We start from the raw sequence: 15,020 nt of genomic DNA, 5'->3' as shown, positions 1-15,020 counted from the left end.
CTAAGGTACTGTCTGTATATATCCAGAACAGAATCTGACACGCCGCTTTTATATAATTTGCGGATGTCCTCAACCGTTCCCTTCTCAAGCGTCTGCAACCGCTCAAGCAGGTCTTTCCGGCTGCCGACAATGTCGCAGGCCCGCCGATTAACATATTCAATTCGGTATCTCATAAAATCACCTCTAATCTGGAAGTTCTTCAACCGTCATACTAAGCACCCGCTGTAATCCCGGAAAGCCTGAACCAAGGTGAACATATAATCCGCCGACCGTCAGGTTATTTTCAAAACTGAAATATGTCCTTGCCCGTTTGCCCCGGCTCCCGTCCAAACGTTCCCGGATGACCTTATACTTGTACAATTTACACATTCTAATCACCCTCCATATCAATCAGGCTTTCAACTGATACGCCCAGAGCCTTAGCGATTTTACCAAGTGTTTTTGTCCTTGGATTGGTATTTCCTGAACTATACTGTGTTAAAGATATTCTTGAAATCCCCGCCTTTTTTGCCAATTCATCCATACTTAAGCAAGCATTTGCCATAGCAATCTGTAATTTCAGCTTATTGATTCTCAATTTTTTCACCCTCTTTCTTCTGGTATTCCGTCACACACTTCACAGCGGCTTCACGGTATTCCGCTTACAGGTGGCAAGCCTGTTGTGGATGGATTCAGTTGTCAAGGTTCAACAGAAATACAACAATCAGCCGTTTCCCTTTCAATCTAAGCCGCCCGGCTTTGTTATCTTTGATAACATTATAGTAATCTTTGATTATCTTGTCAATACCTTGTTGTTATCTTTGATAACTTTTTTCTTGAAACTTTCTTTTGATTGTGTTATCATACATTTTGAAAGGGGGTATTAAAAATTAACGAAGAAAATGAACGTGTATATCAAATACGCACGGCTCTGAACTTGACATTGGAAGAATTTGGCAAAAGATTAGGTGTGACCAAAGTTGCAATTTCTAATATAGAAAAGGGACATAGGAAAGTCACTACACAAATGAAAAGAGCCATTTGCAGAGAATACAGTGTCAACGAAACATGGTTATCTTTTGGTACTGGCAAAATGTTTTTAGCCGATGAAGTAGACCGATTAGATATATTTGATAAATACTTAAATTCTGTAGGATTTACAGTCAGTGAAAACGTTTCGGAATGGCATTATGAAAATCCAAATGAAGCAGACCGTGCAGAAAGAATTCCTATACCGGACAAAGTTGAATATGTTCTATCCAAAGACGGAAAATCTGTAATCTTCACGCCAGAAGAATTTGAAGAACTTCAAAACAGGACAAGAGAAACCATAGAAGGAATATTTTACAAAAAACTTGCACAATCAAAAAAATAAATACCCACATTTTCCTTTCAATCTAAGCCGCCCGGCAGATAGAAAGGATGTGCTTATTTATGAAACTTCCCAATGGTTTCGGGTCTGTCCATAAGCTGCCGGGAAACCGCCGCAACCCATGGCGGGCAAGGAAAACCGCCGGATGGGAAACAGATTTGGAAAAAGGTACTTGCACGCAGAAATATATTACCATTGGTTATTATCCCACCCAAAAAGAAGCGTTGCAGGCGTTGGCTGACTACAATGCCAACCCCTATGACATCGCAACGGATACCATAACCTTTGAAGAAGTCTATGAAAAATGGTCAGAGGAACATTTTAAAACAATCGTTCCCTCTGCCAGAAGGACGTGGAAGAGTGCCTTTAGTTACTGCAAGCCGCTTTATAGAATGCGGATGCGGGACATACGGGTGAACCATCTGGAACAGACAATCAAAGATGCCACCGTAGGAGCGAACACCAAAGGCAGAATGAAAAGCCTGTTTAATCTCATGTACAAATACGCTATGAAGCATGAGATTGTTGATAAGGACTATGCTGCCTTATGTGACAGCATCAAAAAGCCAAAACCGGAAATTGTCAGGATTCCATTTTCTGATGAAGAAATTCAAAGGCTGTGGGATGATATTCATTTCCCGTTTGCCGATATGGTTATAATTGGTATTTACACCGGATTCAGGCCGCAGGAACTGGCAATCCTGAAAATTGAAGATGTGGACTTTGAAAACCTGACTATTCAGGGCGGTCTAAAGTCAGAAGCGGGCAGGAACCGAATTGTTCCCATTCATCCGTCAATTCTGGAACTGGTCAAGAAGAATTATGACCAAGCCCAGGCGATGCACAGCGATCACCTGTTCAATGATGAATTCGGACAGCAGGGAACTTCCCTCACATATGACAAATACCGGGGACGGTTTAATAAAGTGATGAAGCGTATGAACATGAACCATAAGCCCCATGACACCCGGCATACGTTCATCACCAAGGCAAAGGCTGCCGACATGAACGAATATATTCTAAAACTGATTGTTGGTCATGCGGTTGAAGATATAACAGAAAAGACCTACACCCACAGAACCATAGAAGATTTGCACCGAGAAATTCAGAAAATCAAATAGAAAAAGGCTATGCCGGAAATCAATATTCTGATTCTGGTATAGCCTTTTCTTATACTTCAATTTGTGTATTACCGCCGTTTCCCCTTGTGTATTACCTGTGTACTACCTGTGTATTATCGGGCAGGATTCACAAGGATTTGACAGGCTTTTCACTATGAACAACCCTTGATTTTACGGGATTTCTTAGAACTTCCCAGCCTTCGCCGCTTCCTCAATCGCTACCGCAACAGCAACCGTCATACCAACCATCGGGTTGTTTCCGGCGCCGATTAAGCCCATCATCTCTACGTGAGCCGGAACGGAGGAAGATCCTGCGAACTGAGCGTCAGAGTGCATACGTCCCAGAGTATCCGTCATACCGTAGGAAGCCGGGCCGGCTGCCATGTTGTCGGGATGAAGGGTACGGCCGGTGCCGCCGCCGGATGCTACGGAGAAGTACTTCTTGCCTGCCTCCACGCACTCCTTCTTGTAGGTGCCTGCTACCGGATGCTGGAATCTGGTGGGGTTGGTGGAGTTTCCGGTGATAGAAACGTCTACGCCCTCTTTCCACATGATGGCAACGCCCTCACGAACGTCGTTGGCGCCGTAGCAGTTTACCTTCGCTCTCGGTCCCTCGGAGTAAGCTTTGCGGAATACTTCCTTCAGCTCGCCGGTGTAGTAGTCATACTGGGTCTCCACATAGGTGAAACCATTGATTCTGGCGATGATCTGAGCAGCGTCCTTTCCAAGGCCGTTTAAGATGACGCGAAGGGGTTTCTGACGAACCTTGTTTGCCTTCTCGGCAATACCGATCGCGCCCTCAGCAGCTGCGAAGGACTCGTGGCCAGCCAGGAAACAGAAACAGTCGGTCTCCTCCTCTAACAGCATCTTGCCCAGATTGCCATGGCCTAAGCCAACCTTTCTCTGGTCTGCAACGGAGCCGGGAATACAGAATGCCTGAAGTCCCTCGCCGATGGCAGCGGCAGCGTCCGCTGCTCTGCGGCAGTCCTTCTTGATGGCGATGGCAGCGCCTACGATATAGGCCCAGCAAGCGTTCTCAAAGCAGATCGGCTGGATCTTCTTTACCTGGTCATATACCTCCAGGCCTGCATCCTTCGTGATTTTCTCAGCCTCCTCAATGGAAGCGATACCATAGCTGTTTAAAACAGAATTGATTTTGTCAATTCTTCTCTCATATGATTCAAATAATGCCATGATTCTATTATCCTCCTTAATACGTCGATCGAACTAAATTCTAACTAAAGGCCGAAACCGATCACTCTTTTCTCGGATCGATGATCTTCACAGCGTCAGCCACGCGGCCGTACTGTCCCTGAGCAGCCTTGTAAGCCTCGTTGGGCTCCATGCCGTTCTTGATGTTGTCGGTCATCTTTCCAAGGTTTACGAACTGGTAGCCGATGATCTGATCGTCAGCGTCCAGAGCGATACCGGTTACATAGCCCTCAGCCATCTCCAGATAACGAGGACCTTTCTTTAATGTTCCGTACATGGTTCCAACCTGGGAACGAAGGCCTTTTCCTAAGTCCTCCAGACCGGCGCCGATGGGCAGACCCTCCTCAGAGAACGCGCTCTGCGTTCTTCCGTAAACGATCTGTAAGAATAATTCTCTCATAGCAGTGTTGATCGCGTCACACACTAAGTCCGTATTCAGAGCTTCCAGGACCGTTCTTCCCGGCAGAATCTCAGCCGCCATGGCTGCGGAGTGAGTCATACCGGAGCATCCCAAGGTCTCAACCAGCGCTTCCTGGATAATTCCCTCTTTTACATTCAGGGTCAGCTTGCAGGCGCCCTGCTGGGGAGCACACCAGCCCACGCCGTGAGTCAGTCCGGAAATGTCCTTGATTTCCTTCGCCTGTACCCATTTTGCTTCCTCCGGGATAGGCGCTGCACCATGATTGACCCCCTGTGCTACTGTGCACATCTTCTCTACTTCATGTGAATAAATCATGTTTAAAACTCCTTTCAGATATGTAATTGAGAAGTATTCTCAAAATATGGTAGATTGTTAAAACAATCACGCCATACCTGGTATCATTTTCTCACAAAATGTCGATTTCGTCCATACCTTTTTTCCCTGTCCGCACAGAAAAATCATCCCGTATTTTCCCGATTATACAGCATAATTGCCCACAGAAGATTTCCCTCTCCAGAGCGGCATTTTCCCTATGCGTTCCGGGCCAGCCCGCGCTGTTCCTGATCCATGGTTTTTAACTCCCGCAGGATCTGAAAAACCACTGCCGTACTGAGGATCAATGTGCACACATCCGCCGCCGGCTGAGAGATGAGAATGCCTGTAAGCCCGAAAATCCCCGGAAGAATCAGAAGGGCGGGAATCAGGAAAATCCCCTGGCGGGCGACGGACACTACCGCGGCCCGGAACCCGTAGCCGATGGACTGGGACAGCATATTCACCATGGTGATCCAGCCCATGGCCGGAGCCAGGAGCAGCTGATACCGCAGGGCCCTTGTGCCGATGGCGATCACCTCCGCGTCGTCCTTGCGGAATAAAGAAATGATCTGTCCGGCGGGAATAAAGCAGACCACTGCCAGCACCGTCAGCATCACCACCGCCACCTTCACGCAGAACCAATAGGCCTCCAGCACCCGGTCATACCGTCTGGCGCCGAAATTAAACCCGCAAACCGGCTGAAAGCCCTGGCCAAAGCCGATCATGGCGGAATTGATAAACATCATAAACCGGTTCACAATGGACATGGCCGCAATGGCCGCGTCCCCGTAGACGCCTGCGGAGAAATTTAAGAGAATCGTCCCCACGCTGGCGATGGACTGACGGCAGAAACTGGGCAGGCCGGCGTGCAGAATCTTCCCGTAAATCTGAAAACTGGGCTTAAAATCCGACCAGCGGATGGAAATGCAGTCCCCCCGCAGATTGCACTGGCAAAGCAGGATCCCAAAGCTGATGAGCTGGCTTAAGCCTGTAGCCAGAGCCGCCCCGCTGGTTCCCATCTCAAAGGTGAAAATAAAAATGGGATCCAGAATCATGTTGAGAATTCCGCCGGTGGTGATTCCCACCATGGCGTAAACGGCATTTCCCTGGGAACGCAGCACATTGTTCATCACAAAGGCGCACATCATAAAGGGAGATGCGATGAGAATGTATCTGGCGTAGTCCTCCGCATAGGGCGCGATGGTGGGCGTAGCCCCCAGCATCATCACCAGGGGATGGAGAAACAGATTCCCCACCACGCCGATCACGATCCCCAGAAACAACACGGCGAAAAAGGAGGCTGCCGCCGCCTCTCCCGCTTTGGCTGTATCCTTGTTTCCCAGGGACTGGGAAATGTTGATCCCGGCGCCCTGGCCAAAGCCGAACCCCAACGCCTGAATGATGGCCATGGCGGAAAAGATCACGCCTACAGCCCCGGACGCGCTGGTGCCCAGCTGGCTGACGAAAAATGTGTCCGCCATATTATAAATGGATGTGATCAGCATACTGATGATGGTCGGCACCGCCAGACCCGGAATCAGCCGGGATACCGGCATTTCCATCATCTGCCTGTACTTTTCTTCCTGCGTCTTTGCCCGTTTCATTTAAAGTTCCTCCCCCGGTAATTTTTTTAATATCATCATATAGTTTATAAAAAATACAAGCCCCTTCGCGACGCTGGAGATGGTCAGCGCCCACCAGATTCCGTTAAGCCCCAGGGACGTAGCCCCCAGAAACATGGCCAGAGGAATCCTGGCGGAGGTGAGGGAAATGCTGATCACCGAGCACAGGAAGGTCTTTCCCAGCCCAGACAGCGCTCCCACCGTCATCAGCTCCATGCACATAAACAGCTGCCCGTAGCCGATGATCCGCAGATAATCCATCCCCGCCGGCACCACCTCCGGTTCCGTGATAAAAAGCCGGAACAGCGGGCCACAGAAACCCACCAACAGGAACGTGGTGATGGCACCCCATACCACCATCAGTCCCGCCGCGCTGAAATACCCCTTTCGCACCCGGCTGTAACGGCCGCCCCCGTAGTTTTGGGCCACAAAGGCGTTGATCGCCGTGCCGAATCCTTCCGCCGCCATCCAGGAAATGGACTCGATCTGTCCGCCCACCCGCTGCACCGCCACCGCCGTGACGCCCCAGGCGGCCACAAACCTGGTCAGCACCATAGAGATCCCGCAGTAAAGGGAGCTCTGCAGAGCCGCCGGCAGCCCGATGGCCGTGATGGTCTTCATACAGCCAAGCTCCGGCCGCTGAAACACCTGAATGCCGTCGAACAGGATCCTGTCCCGTTTCACATTCCAGATCATAGCCGCGGTCACAATCGCCTGGGCCGTCACCGTGGCGATGGCAGCTCCCGCCGCCCCCATGGCTGGAATGGGACCGATTCCAAAGATCAGCAACGGATCCAGAATCATGTTGGCCGCCAGGCCGATGCAGTTTGCAAAAAAAGTGGGTTTGCTGTTTCCGATAGCGGTAAACAGACAGGTAAGGGTCTGATTTATGAATGTAAAGAAGATCAGCCCTCCGGCAATCCGCAGATAATCCACGGCCTGTACCAGAGTGGCCTCATCCGATAATTGAAAGAAATTGAGCAGCGGACGGGTAAAGAGTACCATCACCAGCCCGTATAAAATCCCCAGAGCCATGGTCATCTGGATGGCAGCGCCTCCGTAGCGGGCCGCCTCCCCTTTGTTTCCCTCTCCCAGGGACTGGGCTACTTTTACCTGGCCGCCCATCTTCGCCAGGGTCACAACCCCCGCCGACAGCCAGGTGTACATCCCGGCTCCGCCCACCGCCGCCACGGCGCTGCTGCCCACCCGGCCGATCCAGGCCATGTCCGTCAGATTGTAGGCCATCTGGACAAGGGATGTGGCCATAATGGGCACCGCCAGCTCCGTCAGGGCGGTTAAAATATTTCCGTTTAAGAGATCTACATACTTTTTCATATCAAACAACAGGTTTTATAGAGAAACGGCGCCGCCAATCAGGCGGCCGCCGCTGCTGTCCGTCCTCCGTTTCTCCCGTCAGTCCTCCCCTGCTCCCGACAGAAACTCATGAATTCCCCTGGCTCCAGCCTTTCCGGCCTCCATGGCCAGGATCACCGTGGCCGCTCCCGTCACCGCGTCGCCGCCGGCATAGACGCCTTCTTTCGTGGTCTTGCCGTTTTTCTCGTCCGCCACGATGCAGCGCCACTTGTTCACCTCCAGGCCCTCCGTGGTGGAGGAAATGAGAGGATTGGGGGAGGTTCCCAGGGACATGATCACCGTATCCACATCAATGGTGTAGTCGGAACCGGGGATCTCCACCGGGCGTCTTCTCCCGGAGGCATCCGGCTCTCCCAGCTCCATCTTTCGCACTACCATGCCCTTTACCCAGCCTTTCTCATCCGTCAGGATCTCCACCGGGTTCGTCAGGAGGTTGAATACAATGCCCTCCTCCTTGGCATGGTGCACCTCCTCCGCTCTGGCGGGCAGTTCCGCCTCGCTGCGGCGGTACACAATATGTACGTCGGCGCCCAGACGCAGAGCCGTCCTGGCGGCGTCCATGGCCACGTTTCCGCCGCCTACCACAGCTACCTTTTTCCCGGCTGCGATGGGGGTGTCATAGTCGTTCCGGAACGCCTTCATCAGGTTGCTTCTGGTGAGATATTCGTTGGCGGAAAATACGCCGTTGGCATTCTCGCCGGGAATGCCCATAAACTTGGGAAGTCCGGCGCCGGAGCCGATAAATACGGCCTGGAATCCTTCCTCCTCCATCAGCTGGTCAATGGTAGCGGATTTTCCCACCACCACGTCGGTCTCGATGGTCACGCCCAGTTTCTTTACGTTCTCAATCTCGGCCCGCACCACCGTCTCCTTCGGCAGACGGAACTCCGGAATGCCGTAGGTGAGCACGCCGCCCGGCTCGTGAAGGGCCTCAAAGATCGTCACCTCATAGCCCATCTTCGCCAGATCACCGGCACAGGTTAAGCCCGCGGGGCCGGAACCGATGACGGCCACCTTCTTCCCGTTGGTGGTCTCCGGTTTCTCCGGGACGATCCCGTGTTCCCTGGACCAGTCAGCCACAAAGCGCTCCAGCTTTCCGATGGAAACCGGCTCGCCCTTGATTCCGCGGATGCACACGCCCTCGCACTGGGTCTCCTGGGGGCACACACGGCCGCAGATGGCCGGAAGGGCGGAGGAACGGGCGATCACTCTCGCCGCCTCGGCGAAGTTCCCCTCCGCCACCTCTTTGATAAATCCGGGAATGTCAATGGAAACGGGACATCCCTTCATACATCTGGCATTTTTGCACTGAAGGCACCGTTTGGCCTCCGCCACTGCCTCCTCCTCATTGTATCCCAGGCAGACCTCCTCAAAGTTGGTCGCTCTTACCTTCGGATCCTGCTCTCTCACAGGCACTCGTTTCATCAGATCCATTATTCGTCACCTCCGCAGTTTCCGCAGCCGCCGTGATGGGTGTCGCCCTCCGCCAGTTTCAGCATGGCCCGGCCTTCCTCCGTCTTGTACATCTGCTGCCGTTTCATCGCCTCGTCAAAATCCACCAGATGGCCGTCAAACTCCGGTCCGTCCACACAGGCGAACTTCACCTTTCCGCCCACCGTCAGACGGCAGGCGCCGCACATTCCCGTTCCGTCCACCATGATGGGGTTCATGCTGACGATGGTGGGGATCTCAAGCTCCTTTGTCAGAAGGCACACAAATTTCATCATGATCATGGGGCCGATGGCAACGCAGACGTCGTACTGCTTTCCCTCGTCCTGCACCAGGTTCTTGATGACCTCCGTCACCATTCCCTTGCGGCCGTAGCTGCCGTCGTCGGTGGTGATGTAGAGATTTCCCGCTGCCGCCTCCATCTCCTTTTCCAGGATCACAAGATCCTTCGTCTTGGCTCCCACGATCACATCCACGTCAATGCCGTGCTCGTGGAACCATTTTACCTGAGGATACACGGGAGCCGCTCCCACGCCGCCGGCGACGAACAGATACCGTTTTCCCTTTAACTCCTCCACGTCCTCTTTGATAAAATCAGAGGGGTTGCCCAGGGGACCCACAAAGTCCTGGAAATACTCTCCCGCCTTGAGCTGCACCATCTTTTCCGTAGACGCGCCTACCGTCTGCACCACGATGGTGACGGTGCCGGCCTCCCGGTCAAAATCGCAGATCGTAAGGGGGATCCGCTCCCCTTTCTCATCCATCTTTACGATCACAAACTCTCCCGGCTCGCAGGAACGAGCCACACGGGGAGCCTTTACGTCCATCAGATAGATTTTGTCCGCAAGCTTTTCGGATCTTGTAATCTGAAACATTTTACTCTCCTGCCTTTCTTACCTTCCTCTTTTTGTATCCTTCACTATTTGGCGGCGTCCGCGCAGATCACGTATTCCGCCGCAAACTCCTCGCCCGCCCCTAACTGGCAGACGCCTTCTCTCTCTTTAAAGTCCCCCTGGAACCCTTTTTCCGCGCAGCGGCCGTACCACGGCTCCAGGCATACAAAGGGATGGGTCTCCTCCATGGTCCAGATGGCCATATAGGGAAATCCCGGGCACTCCACCGTCACAAACGGTTTGCCGTCCACCAGAAGGCTGATTTTTTCCACCTGGCCCCGGTCAAAGATGTAGGTGAGCACATCCTGGAAAAATCCCTTTTCCAGGGGGATCCGGCCGTCCCTTACATCCAGCTCCCCGTCCAGCGCCGCCTCCCGGTAGCCGGCCTCGTCCGGCGCCTGGTAATGGAGTTTCCCGGACTGGTGGAAATCAAAGGTATAGTCATAAATAGTCTTTCCCTTCGGCGTCCGGAACGCGGGGTGGGCGCCGATCATGAAATACAGCTCGTCCTCACCGGGATTTTTCACCCGCCACATCACATGGATCCGGTTCTCCTCCAGACGGTAGCCCACTTCCAGCCGGAAACGGAAGGGATATTTCTTTAATGTCTCCTCGCTATCCGCAAGGGCAAACCACACCTCGTCCGTCCCTGTTTTCACCGGCTCAAACTCCATGTCTCTGGCAAATCCGTGCTGTCCAATGGCATAGGTCTTTCCATCATAGCTGTACTGATTTTCAAAACATCTTCCCACAAAGGGGAACAGAATGGGGGAATGTCTGCCCCAGACCTTCGGATCTCCTTCCCAAAGCATCTCGCAGTCATTCTTCTTATCGTAAACGCGGGTCAGCTCCGCCCCAAAGGGCTCAACCTCCATCAGCAGCTTTTCATTTTCCAGGATCACTTTCTTTTCCGACATACGGCTTTCCCTCCCTTTCCTTCGCCGCGGCCCCGTCCGGGCCGTGCCATTCTCTTTATCTTAACATCATAGAACGGGATTGGCAACTGCTATTTCCGAAGGCCTTTCACCCTGCGGTACAGCCGGAATTCGTAGCACAGGTCAAAATACGTCTGCTCCTCTCCCGCTAACAGCATCCGCCACTCCTCCGACTCATCCAGATTGGGAAACCGGGTGTCGGCCTCGTAGCCGTAGTCAATATAGGTGATGTGGGCCACATCGCAGTAGGGCAGAAACAGCTCGTAAATCTCCTGCCCGCCTGCCACGAAAATGTCCTCCGACGGATATTTTTTAAGCTCCTCCAGGGCCTCCTCCAGGCTGCGGCAGACCACCGCTCCCTTCGGCTGAAACTGGGGATCCCGGCTGAGCACAACGGTGGTTCTGCCGTGAAGGGGCTGTCCCCCCGGCAGGCTCTCCAGGGTCTTTCTCCCCATGACCACCACTTTTCCCATGGTCTCCTCCCGAAACAGCCGCTGATCCTCCGGAATGGACACCAGCAGGCGGCCGCCGTTTCCGATGGCCCAGTTTTTGTCAACTGCCGCGATCAGATTCATCCTCTCGTCTCCTCTCTCATCTCTCTCCCGGCACCGGCGCTCTGGCGGGGACATAAATGGCCGCAACAGGGACACTTCCCCCGCTGCGGCCTCCTCGCCAGTCACTCCTGCCTTATGCCGCAGGCCTATTTCTCGTTTTCCTCCGCAATGATCAGCTCTTTTCCGTAGGGCAGCTCCGCGATCCAGTCGCAGAAGGTGTGCCACTCCTGCAGCTTGTGATTCCGTCTGGCAAAGTAAATGTTTACCAGGGTCTCATAGTTGAAGGTGCAGGTGCGCATCTGGTTGTAGCTGGAGGGCAGGAGCTGGATCATGTCGTACCAGTCCTCCTTGCTCTTGGTCTCCATATAGCGCAGGCGGATCTCCTCCAGTTTCTCCACCACCGTCTCCATATAAGCCAGGGTAGACGGCGTCATATGGTCGTGGCTGAAGTCGTCTATGGAAAAGGGCTTGCTGTGGATTTTGTGCATGGTGCTGGTGGAATTGGCCACCGTGGCCACTTTGTAGGTATCGTACTCCTTCCACCAGTACAGAGGAGCCGTAATATCCACGGACACAAAGATCTGCCGGATAAACTTCCGGTGGTCGCTGCCTGCTTTCCGCAGCCGCCTGGCCAGATCCAGATCATTGGGGCCCAACACGTAGTTTCCCTCCGCGTCATAGCCGCTGTCCATCCTGGCCCAGCTGTTCATGGGATTCCTGGCGCCGCGCATGGCGTTCTCCAGGTTCATCACGCTTGTTCTCTCTAATAAAATCATAGTTACCTCCGCAATCCCTACTAATATAAGCGATACGACTGGAAATGTCAAAATGAATCTACAGCAGAGGATCGCCCTATATCTGTTTCGGCTCCCGGCCTTTGGTCCAGATCCCGCAGCTCCCGCCCGTCTTCCACTTCATAGAAAAAGACGTCCTCCGGGTGGCGGTCCATCACCTGCCGTCCTCCCCGGTCGCCGGATAAGGCTTTTAACTCCGCCCGGTACGGTTCCGCAAATACTGCCGGGTTTCCCCGCCGGCCCAGATGGCACAGGCAGCCCATGCCCTTTCCGCTGGCCTTCCAGGCCTCCAGAAAGCGCTCCAGGGTGGCTGCCGTAAGCCAGGGCTGGTCACAGACCATAAAGCACAATCCGCCCGGCCGCGTCCCGGCCTGCTCTACTGCCAACCTCACGGAATGGGAGATCCCAAGCTCCGGCTGCCGGTTTTCCACGATCTCAAAGCCGTCCCGGCTCAGCTCCTCCATGATCTGCTCCGAACCGGTGACCACCATGCGCCCGGCCGCAGCCTCTCCCAGCTCCAGGGCGAGATCTGCCGCCAGGCGGTACATGGGCCTCCCATCCACCTGGTACAGCAGCTTATCCCCGCCAAACCGCTTTCCCTCGCCTGCGGCCAGCAGCACCAGGATCACCGGCTGCGAGGCCGTCATAGGGACTGCCTCCGGCTTTTTTCCATGGTCAGAATCGCCTCCAGGACGCCGCCGCCGATGGCGCGGGCCTTGTCGGAGACGGTGAAACAGTGCCGCTCCACATCCCTCGGATCCACATCCCCGGCCTTCATGCCCTTCCACACCGTCACGCCGTCCTGGAGAATCCCCCGCAGCACGCCGTCGATCTGGGCAGTCACCGGCACGCGTCCATCGCCGGTATCCACATAGCCCACTGCCTGATCCTTTTTCACCCGGCTGCCGATGGGCTCCACCGCCGTGAACACGCCGTCCGCCGATGCCCGCACCAGCCGCTCCAATCCATAACCGCCGATGATTCCCGGAACGCCGGTGTTCGGTACGGCACTGCCTTCCCAGATGCAGCGGCCCAGATCGTGGCCCCGTTTCGTCTCCACCACACAGTGGCAGTCCACACCGGCGGTAAATCCCGGCCCGACGCCGATCACCGTGGGGGCGTCCTCCAGCCTGGTGCCTGTATTTTTCTTGGCAATCACGGCATCCACCAGCACATCCGGTTTCCAGCTTTCCCGGATCCGGCACCTTTCATCCACCAGTACGGCGATCCGGTCCTGATCCACCGCGGCCAGCAGTTCTGCCTCACTTTTACACAATACTCCGGTGATGTTTTCCACTTCCGCCCATCCCTCGTAAACGGCCCTGGAAAACGCCACCGTCCGGCGCACCGTGGTGGGAACGGCAAGCTCCGTCATCGCCACCTGAAACCCGCTGTTGTGCAGGCGGCAGGCAATCCCTGTGGCCAGATCTCCGGCTCCCTTTATCAATACTTTTCTCTGTCTCACGTCTCTATCCCTCCATCTGTAACGGTCAAAATATCCATCTCGGCTGTCCCCAGGACAGAGCCGCCCCGTGGATTCCCTGGCTCTGGAGCATGGCTCCGATCTCCTTTGCGGCCTGCAGCTGTTCCTCTGTGTCACACTGGTTCAGCACCGCCCGGTACTCCAGGCTGCGGACCTGCTTTCTCGCCCCTTGAGGGGAGGACAACAGCTCCGCGATCAGCTCCGCCGTCACGATCTGGTCTCCGTCCCAGGCGGACAGCTCCCGGCGAAACAGCGTCTCTCCCACGGGACGCCCCAGGGCAGACAGCCCTGCCACCCCCAGCACTGCCGAAACATCCGGCCAAATCACCGGCTCATGGGCGGCAGGCACCTTTAGAGGATGGCGTTTTGCCCCGTCCGCCTCCACCACTGCCACGTCCACCAGGGATTTCAGGCGGCTGTAAAGAGGCTCCGGCAGAGCGGTGAGCTTTCTCTGAGGCGGAACACTCCCTAAAACATCCCCTTTGTCCCCGGCCGGCAAAGGAGTCTCCAGCGCCCCCGCTGTGAACACAAAGCCGCCGCTGGCGGGAATTACATTCAGAAAGGGGAAATCATCCACCGGCCCGGAAATCCCGGCGGGAACTGTGCAACCAGCCGCCAAAAGATCCCGGCGGGATGAGTTCCCATCTCCCAGAGCCGGAGCCTGTTCCAAACCGCCGCCGCCGAAAAAACGCTCCCCCGGCTCCTCCCGCCGGAGATATTCCAGACGGTTTCTCTCCGGATCCAGGATCAGGACGTTTCCCGTCTCCGGGAGGGCGATGTGGGTGGATGTGGTGAGAAGAACCCTGCGGTCTGTCTCCGCCAGCTCTCTGCCGATGGTATTCATCAAGGTGGTTTTGCCGCCTCCGCCTACCAGGGCTATGACAAACGGGGAGTGGGGCCGGGGCGGACGCAGGGAGGACAGCCGGGAATCGTCTCCCGCGTCTTCATTCTCTCTCTCCAGAGTATCCGTCTCCAGCCATTCCTCCAGCCCCAAAGCCGCCAGCACACCGCTCTCCTTCTTCACCGCCGCGCTCCTCCTTCTCCATTTCCTTCGCCATTTCCTCCGCATTTTCCCGGAACATCCGGAACATTTGGAACATCCGGGACATCTGGAACATCCGCCATTCTTCTATTCCCTCATGGTTCCCTCATTATAAAACAGAGAGTCACCGACTGCAAACACTTTATCGAACATTTGTTCTAAATTTTTTATAAACAATGACTCTCTCTGGATTTCTGCCGCCAAATTCCTCACAGCAAATACTCCCCCACCCGCTCATATCCCAGTCCCTGGGCCTTCATATATTCCAAAATCCGTTCCCGCTCCCTCTTAGGCGCTTTCCAGCCGAATCCGCACCCGGCGGACACGAAGGAGGGAATGGGGATCAGGCGGCCGGGGATCCCGTCCCTGCCGCAGTGATCCTCCATGGCCATGGCCTCCGCCGTCGTCCGGAAGGAAACCAGCACCGACTCCTCTCTCTCCCGCATCGTTTATC

At 54.6% G+C, this 15,020-nt stretch carries 16 protein-coding genes; 2 read left to right on the top strand and 14 right to left on the bottom strand.

Annotation, left to right across the window (positions count from 1 at the left end; genetic code table 11):
- Positions 1-370 precede the first annotated feature (370 nt).
- Positions 371-577, bottom strand: a complete 207-nt coding sequence (locus B5E84_RS13055) for a helix-turn-helix domain-containing protein (protein WP_087223454.1) — start codon at positions 575-577, stop codon at positions 371-373.
- A gap of 291 nt (positions 578-868) precedes the next feature.
- Here B5E84_RS13055 and B5E84_RS13045 point away from each other — a divergent pair, with 291 nt between their 5' ends.
- Together B5E84_RS13045 and B5E84_RS13040 are read left to right on the top strand one after the other, a co-directional pair.
- On the top strand, positions 869-1,354 hold the full coding sequence (locus tag B5E84_RS13045; protein WP_087223450.1) for a helix-turn-helix domain-containing protein: 486 nt from the start codon (positions 869-871) through the stop codon (positions 1,352-1,354).
- A gap of 59 nt (positions 1,355-1,413) precedes the next feature.
- A complete protein-coding gene (locus B5E84_RS13040) occupies positions 1,414-2,472 on the top strand; it encodes a tyrosine-type recombinase/integrase (protein ID WP_087223448.1) in 1,059 nt (352 codons plus the stop codon).
- 183 nt (positions 2,473-2,655) lie between these two features.
- Here the strand turns inward: B5E84_RS13040 and B5E84_RS13035 are convergent, their stop codons facing one another.
- The 13 genes from B5E84_RS13035 to B5E84_RS12975 form a co-directional block, all read right to left on the bottom strand.
- Positions 2,656-3,666, bottom strand: coding sequence for a GGGtGRT protein (locus B5E84_RS13035; RefSeq protein WP_087223446.1), 1,011 nt, complete (start codon positions 3,664-3,666; stop codon positions 2,656-2,658).
- 61 nt (positions 3,667-3,727) lie between these two features.
- Positions 3,728-4,420 carry an iron-sulfur cluster assembly scaffold protein gene (locus B5E84_RS13030; protein WP_087223444.1) on the bottom strand — a complete coding sequence of 231 codons (693 nt, stop codon included), beginning with the start codon at positions 4,418-4,420 and terminating at the stop codon, positions 3,728-3,730.
- 215 nt (positions 4,421-4,635) lie between these two features.
- Positions 4,636-6,024, bottom strand: a complete 1,389-nt coding sequence (locus tag B5E84_RS13025) for an MATE family efflux transporter (protein ID WP_087223442.1) — start codon at positions 6,022-6,024, stop codon at positions 4,636-4,638.
- Complete coding sequence (locus B5E84_RS13020) at positions 6,025-7,377, bottom strand: MATE family efflux transporter (RefSeq protein ID WP_204248587.1); 1,353 nt, start codon at positions 7,375-7,377, stop codon at positions 6,025-6,027.
- A gap of 78 nt (positions 7,378-7,455) precedes the next feature.
- Positions 7,456-8,850 carry an NADPH-dependent glutamate synthase gene (gene gltA, locus B5E84_RS13015; protein WP_087223438.1) on the bottom strand — a complete coding sequence of 465 codons (1,395 nt, stop codon included), beginning with the start codon at positions 8,848-8,850 and terminating at the stop codon, positions 7,456-7,458.
- Complete coding sequence (locus tag B5E84_RS13010) at positions 8,850-9,740, bottom strand: sulfide/dihydroorotate dehydrogenase-like FAD/NAD-binding protein (protein WP_087223436.1); 891 nt, start codon at positions 9,738-9,740, stop codon at positions 8,850-8,852. Before B5E84_RS13010 ends, gltA begins: the two co-directional genes overlap by 1 nt.
- A gap of 44 nt (positions 9,741-9,784) precedes the next feature.
- Positions 9,785-10,675, bottom strand: coding sequence for an aldose 1-epimerase family protein (locus B5E84_RS13005; RefSeq protein ID WP_087223434.1), 891 nt, complete (start codon positions 10,673-10,675; stop codon positions 9,785-9,787).
- An 89-nt stretch (positions 10,676-10,764) separates the two neighbouring features.
- Entirely contained in the window at positions 10,765-11,268 is a 504-nt protein-coding gene (locus B5E84_RS13000; RefSeq protein ID WP_087223432.1) for a dihydrofolate reductase, read from the bottom strand.
- Positions 11,269-11,393: 125 nt separating this feature from the next.
- Positions 11,394-12,023 carry a hypothetical protein gene (locus tag B5E84_RS12995; protein ID WP_087223430.1) on the bottom strand — a complete coding sequence of 210 codons (630 nt, stop codon included), beginning with the start codon at positions 12,021-12,023 and terminating at the stop codon, positions 11,394-11,396.
- Positions 12,024-12,070: 47 nt separating this feature from the next.
- The gene (locus tag B5E84_RS12990) at positions 12,071-12,688 is read right to left on the bottom strand and encodes a nucleotidyltransferase family protein (RefSeq protein ID WP_087223428.1); all 618 of its coding nucleotides are present in this window, start codon (positions 12,686-12,688) and stop codon (positions 12,071-12,073) included.
- On the bottom strand, positions 12,685-13,506 hold the full coding sequence (gene yqeB, locus B5E84_RS12985; protein WP_242963368.1) for a selenium-dependent molybdenum cofactor biosynthesis protein YqeB: 822 nt from the start codon (positions 13,504-13,506) through the stop codon (positions 12,685-12,687). Before yqeB ends, B5E84_RS12990 begins: the two co-directional genes overlap by 4 nt.
- Before the next feature lie 25 nt (positions 13,507-13,531).
- Positions 13,532-14,548 carry a selenium cofactor biosynthesis protein YqeC gene (gene yqeC / locus B5E84_RS12980; protein WP_204248586.1) on the bottom strand — a complete coding sequence of 339 codons (1,017 nt, stop codon included), beginning with the start codon at positions 14,546-14,548 and terminating at the stop codon, positions 13,532-13,534.
- 227 nt (positions 14,549-14,775) lie between these two features.
- Positions 14,776-15,012 carry a putative Se/S carrier protein gene (locus B5E84_RS12975; RefSeq protein WP_087223424.1) on the bottom strand — a complete coding sequence of 79 codons (237 nt, stop codon included), beginning with the start codon at positions 15,010-15,012 and terminating at the stop codon, positions 14,776-14,778.
- Positions 15,013-15,020: the final 8 nt, after the last annotated feature.

This window comes from Lachnoclostridium sp. An14, from assembly GCF_002160755.1.
Taxonomy (GTDB): Bacteria; Bacillota; Clostridia; order Lachnospirales; family Lachnospiraceae; genus Lachnoclostridium_A.
The sequence above is the reverse complement of the archived record's forward strand: the minus strand, read 5'-3'. Positions and strand labels throughout refer to the sequence as shown.

Excerpts from the sequence above, each read along its gene's own strand:
- gltA (WP_087223438.1), bottom strand. The coding sequence starts at position 8,850 with ATGGATCTGATGAAACGAGTGCCTGTGAGAGAGCAGGATCCGAAGGTA.
- B5E84_RS13040 (WP_087223448.1), top strand. The coding sequence starts at position 1,414 with ATGAAACTTCCCAATGGTTTCGGGTCTGTCCATAAGCTGCCGGGAAAC.
- B5E84_RS13030 (WP_087223444.1), bottom strand. The coding sequence starts at position 4,420 with ATGATTTATTCACATGAAGTAGAGAAGATGTGCACAGTAGCACAGGGG.
- B5E84_RS13035 (WP_087223446.1), bottom strand. The coding sequence starts at position 3,666 with ATGGCATTATTTGAATCATATGAGAGAAGAATTGACAAAATCAATTCT.
- B5E84_RS13025 (WP_087223442.1), bottom strand. The coding sequence starts at position 6,024 with ATGAAACGGGCAAAGACGCAGGAAGAAAAGTACAGGCAGATGATGGAA.
- B5E84_RS13005 (WP_087223434.1), bottom strand. The coding sequence starts at position 10,675 with ATGTCGGAAAAGAAAGTGATCCTGGAAAATGAAAAGCTGCTGATGGAG.
- B5E84_RS13000 (WP_087223432.1), bottom strand. The coding sequence starts at position 11,268 with ATGAATCTGATCGCGGCAGTTGACAAAAACTGGGCCATCGGAAACGGC.
- B5E84_RS13010 (WP_087223436.1), bottom strand. The coding sequence starts at position 9,740 with ATGTTTCAGATTACAAGATCCGAAAAGCTTGCGGACAAAATCTATCTG.
- B5E84_RS12995 (WP_087223430.1), bottom strand. The coding sequence starts at position 12,023 with ATGATTTTATTAGAGAGAACAAGCGTGATGAACCTGGAGAACGCCATG.
- B5E84_RS13020 (WP_204248587.1), bottom strand. The coding sequence starts at position 7,377 with ATGAAAAAGTATGTAGATCTCTTAAACGGAAATATTTTAACCGCCCTG.
- B5E84_RS12975 (WP_087223424.1), bottom strand. The coding sequence starts at position 15,012 with ATGCGGGAGAGAGAGGAGTCGGTGCTGGTTTCCTTCCGGACGACGGCG.
- B5E84_RS12990 (WP_087223428.1), bottom strand. The coding sequence starts at position 12,688 with ATGACGGCCTCGCAGCCGGTGATCCTGGTGCTGCTGGCCGCAGGCGAG.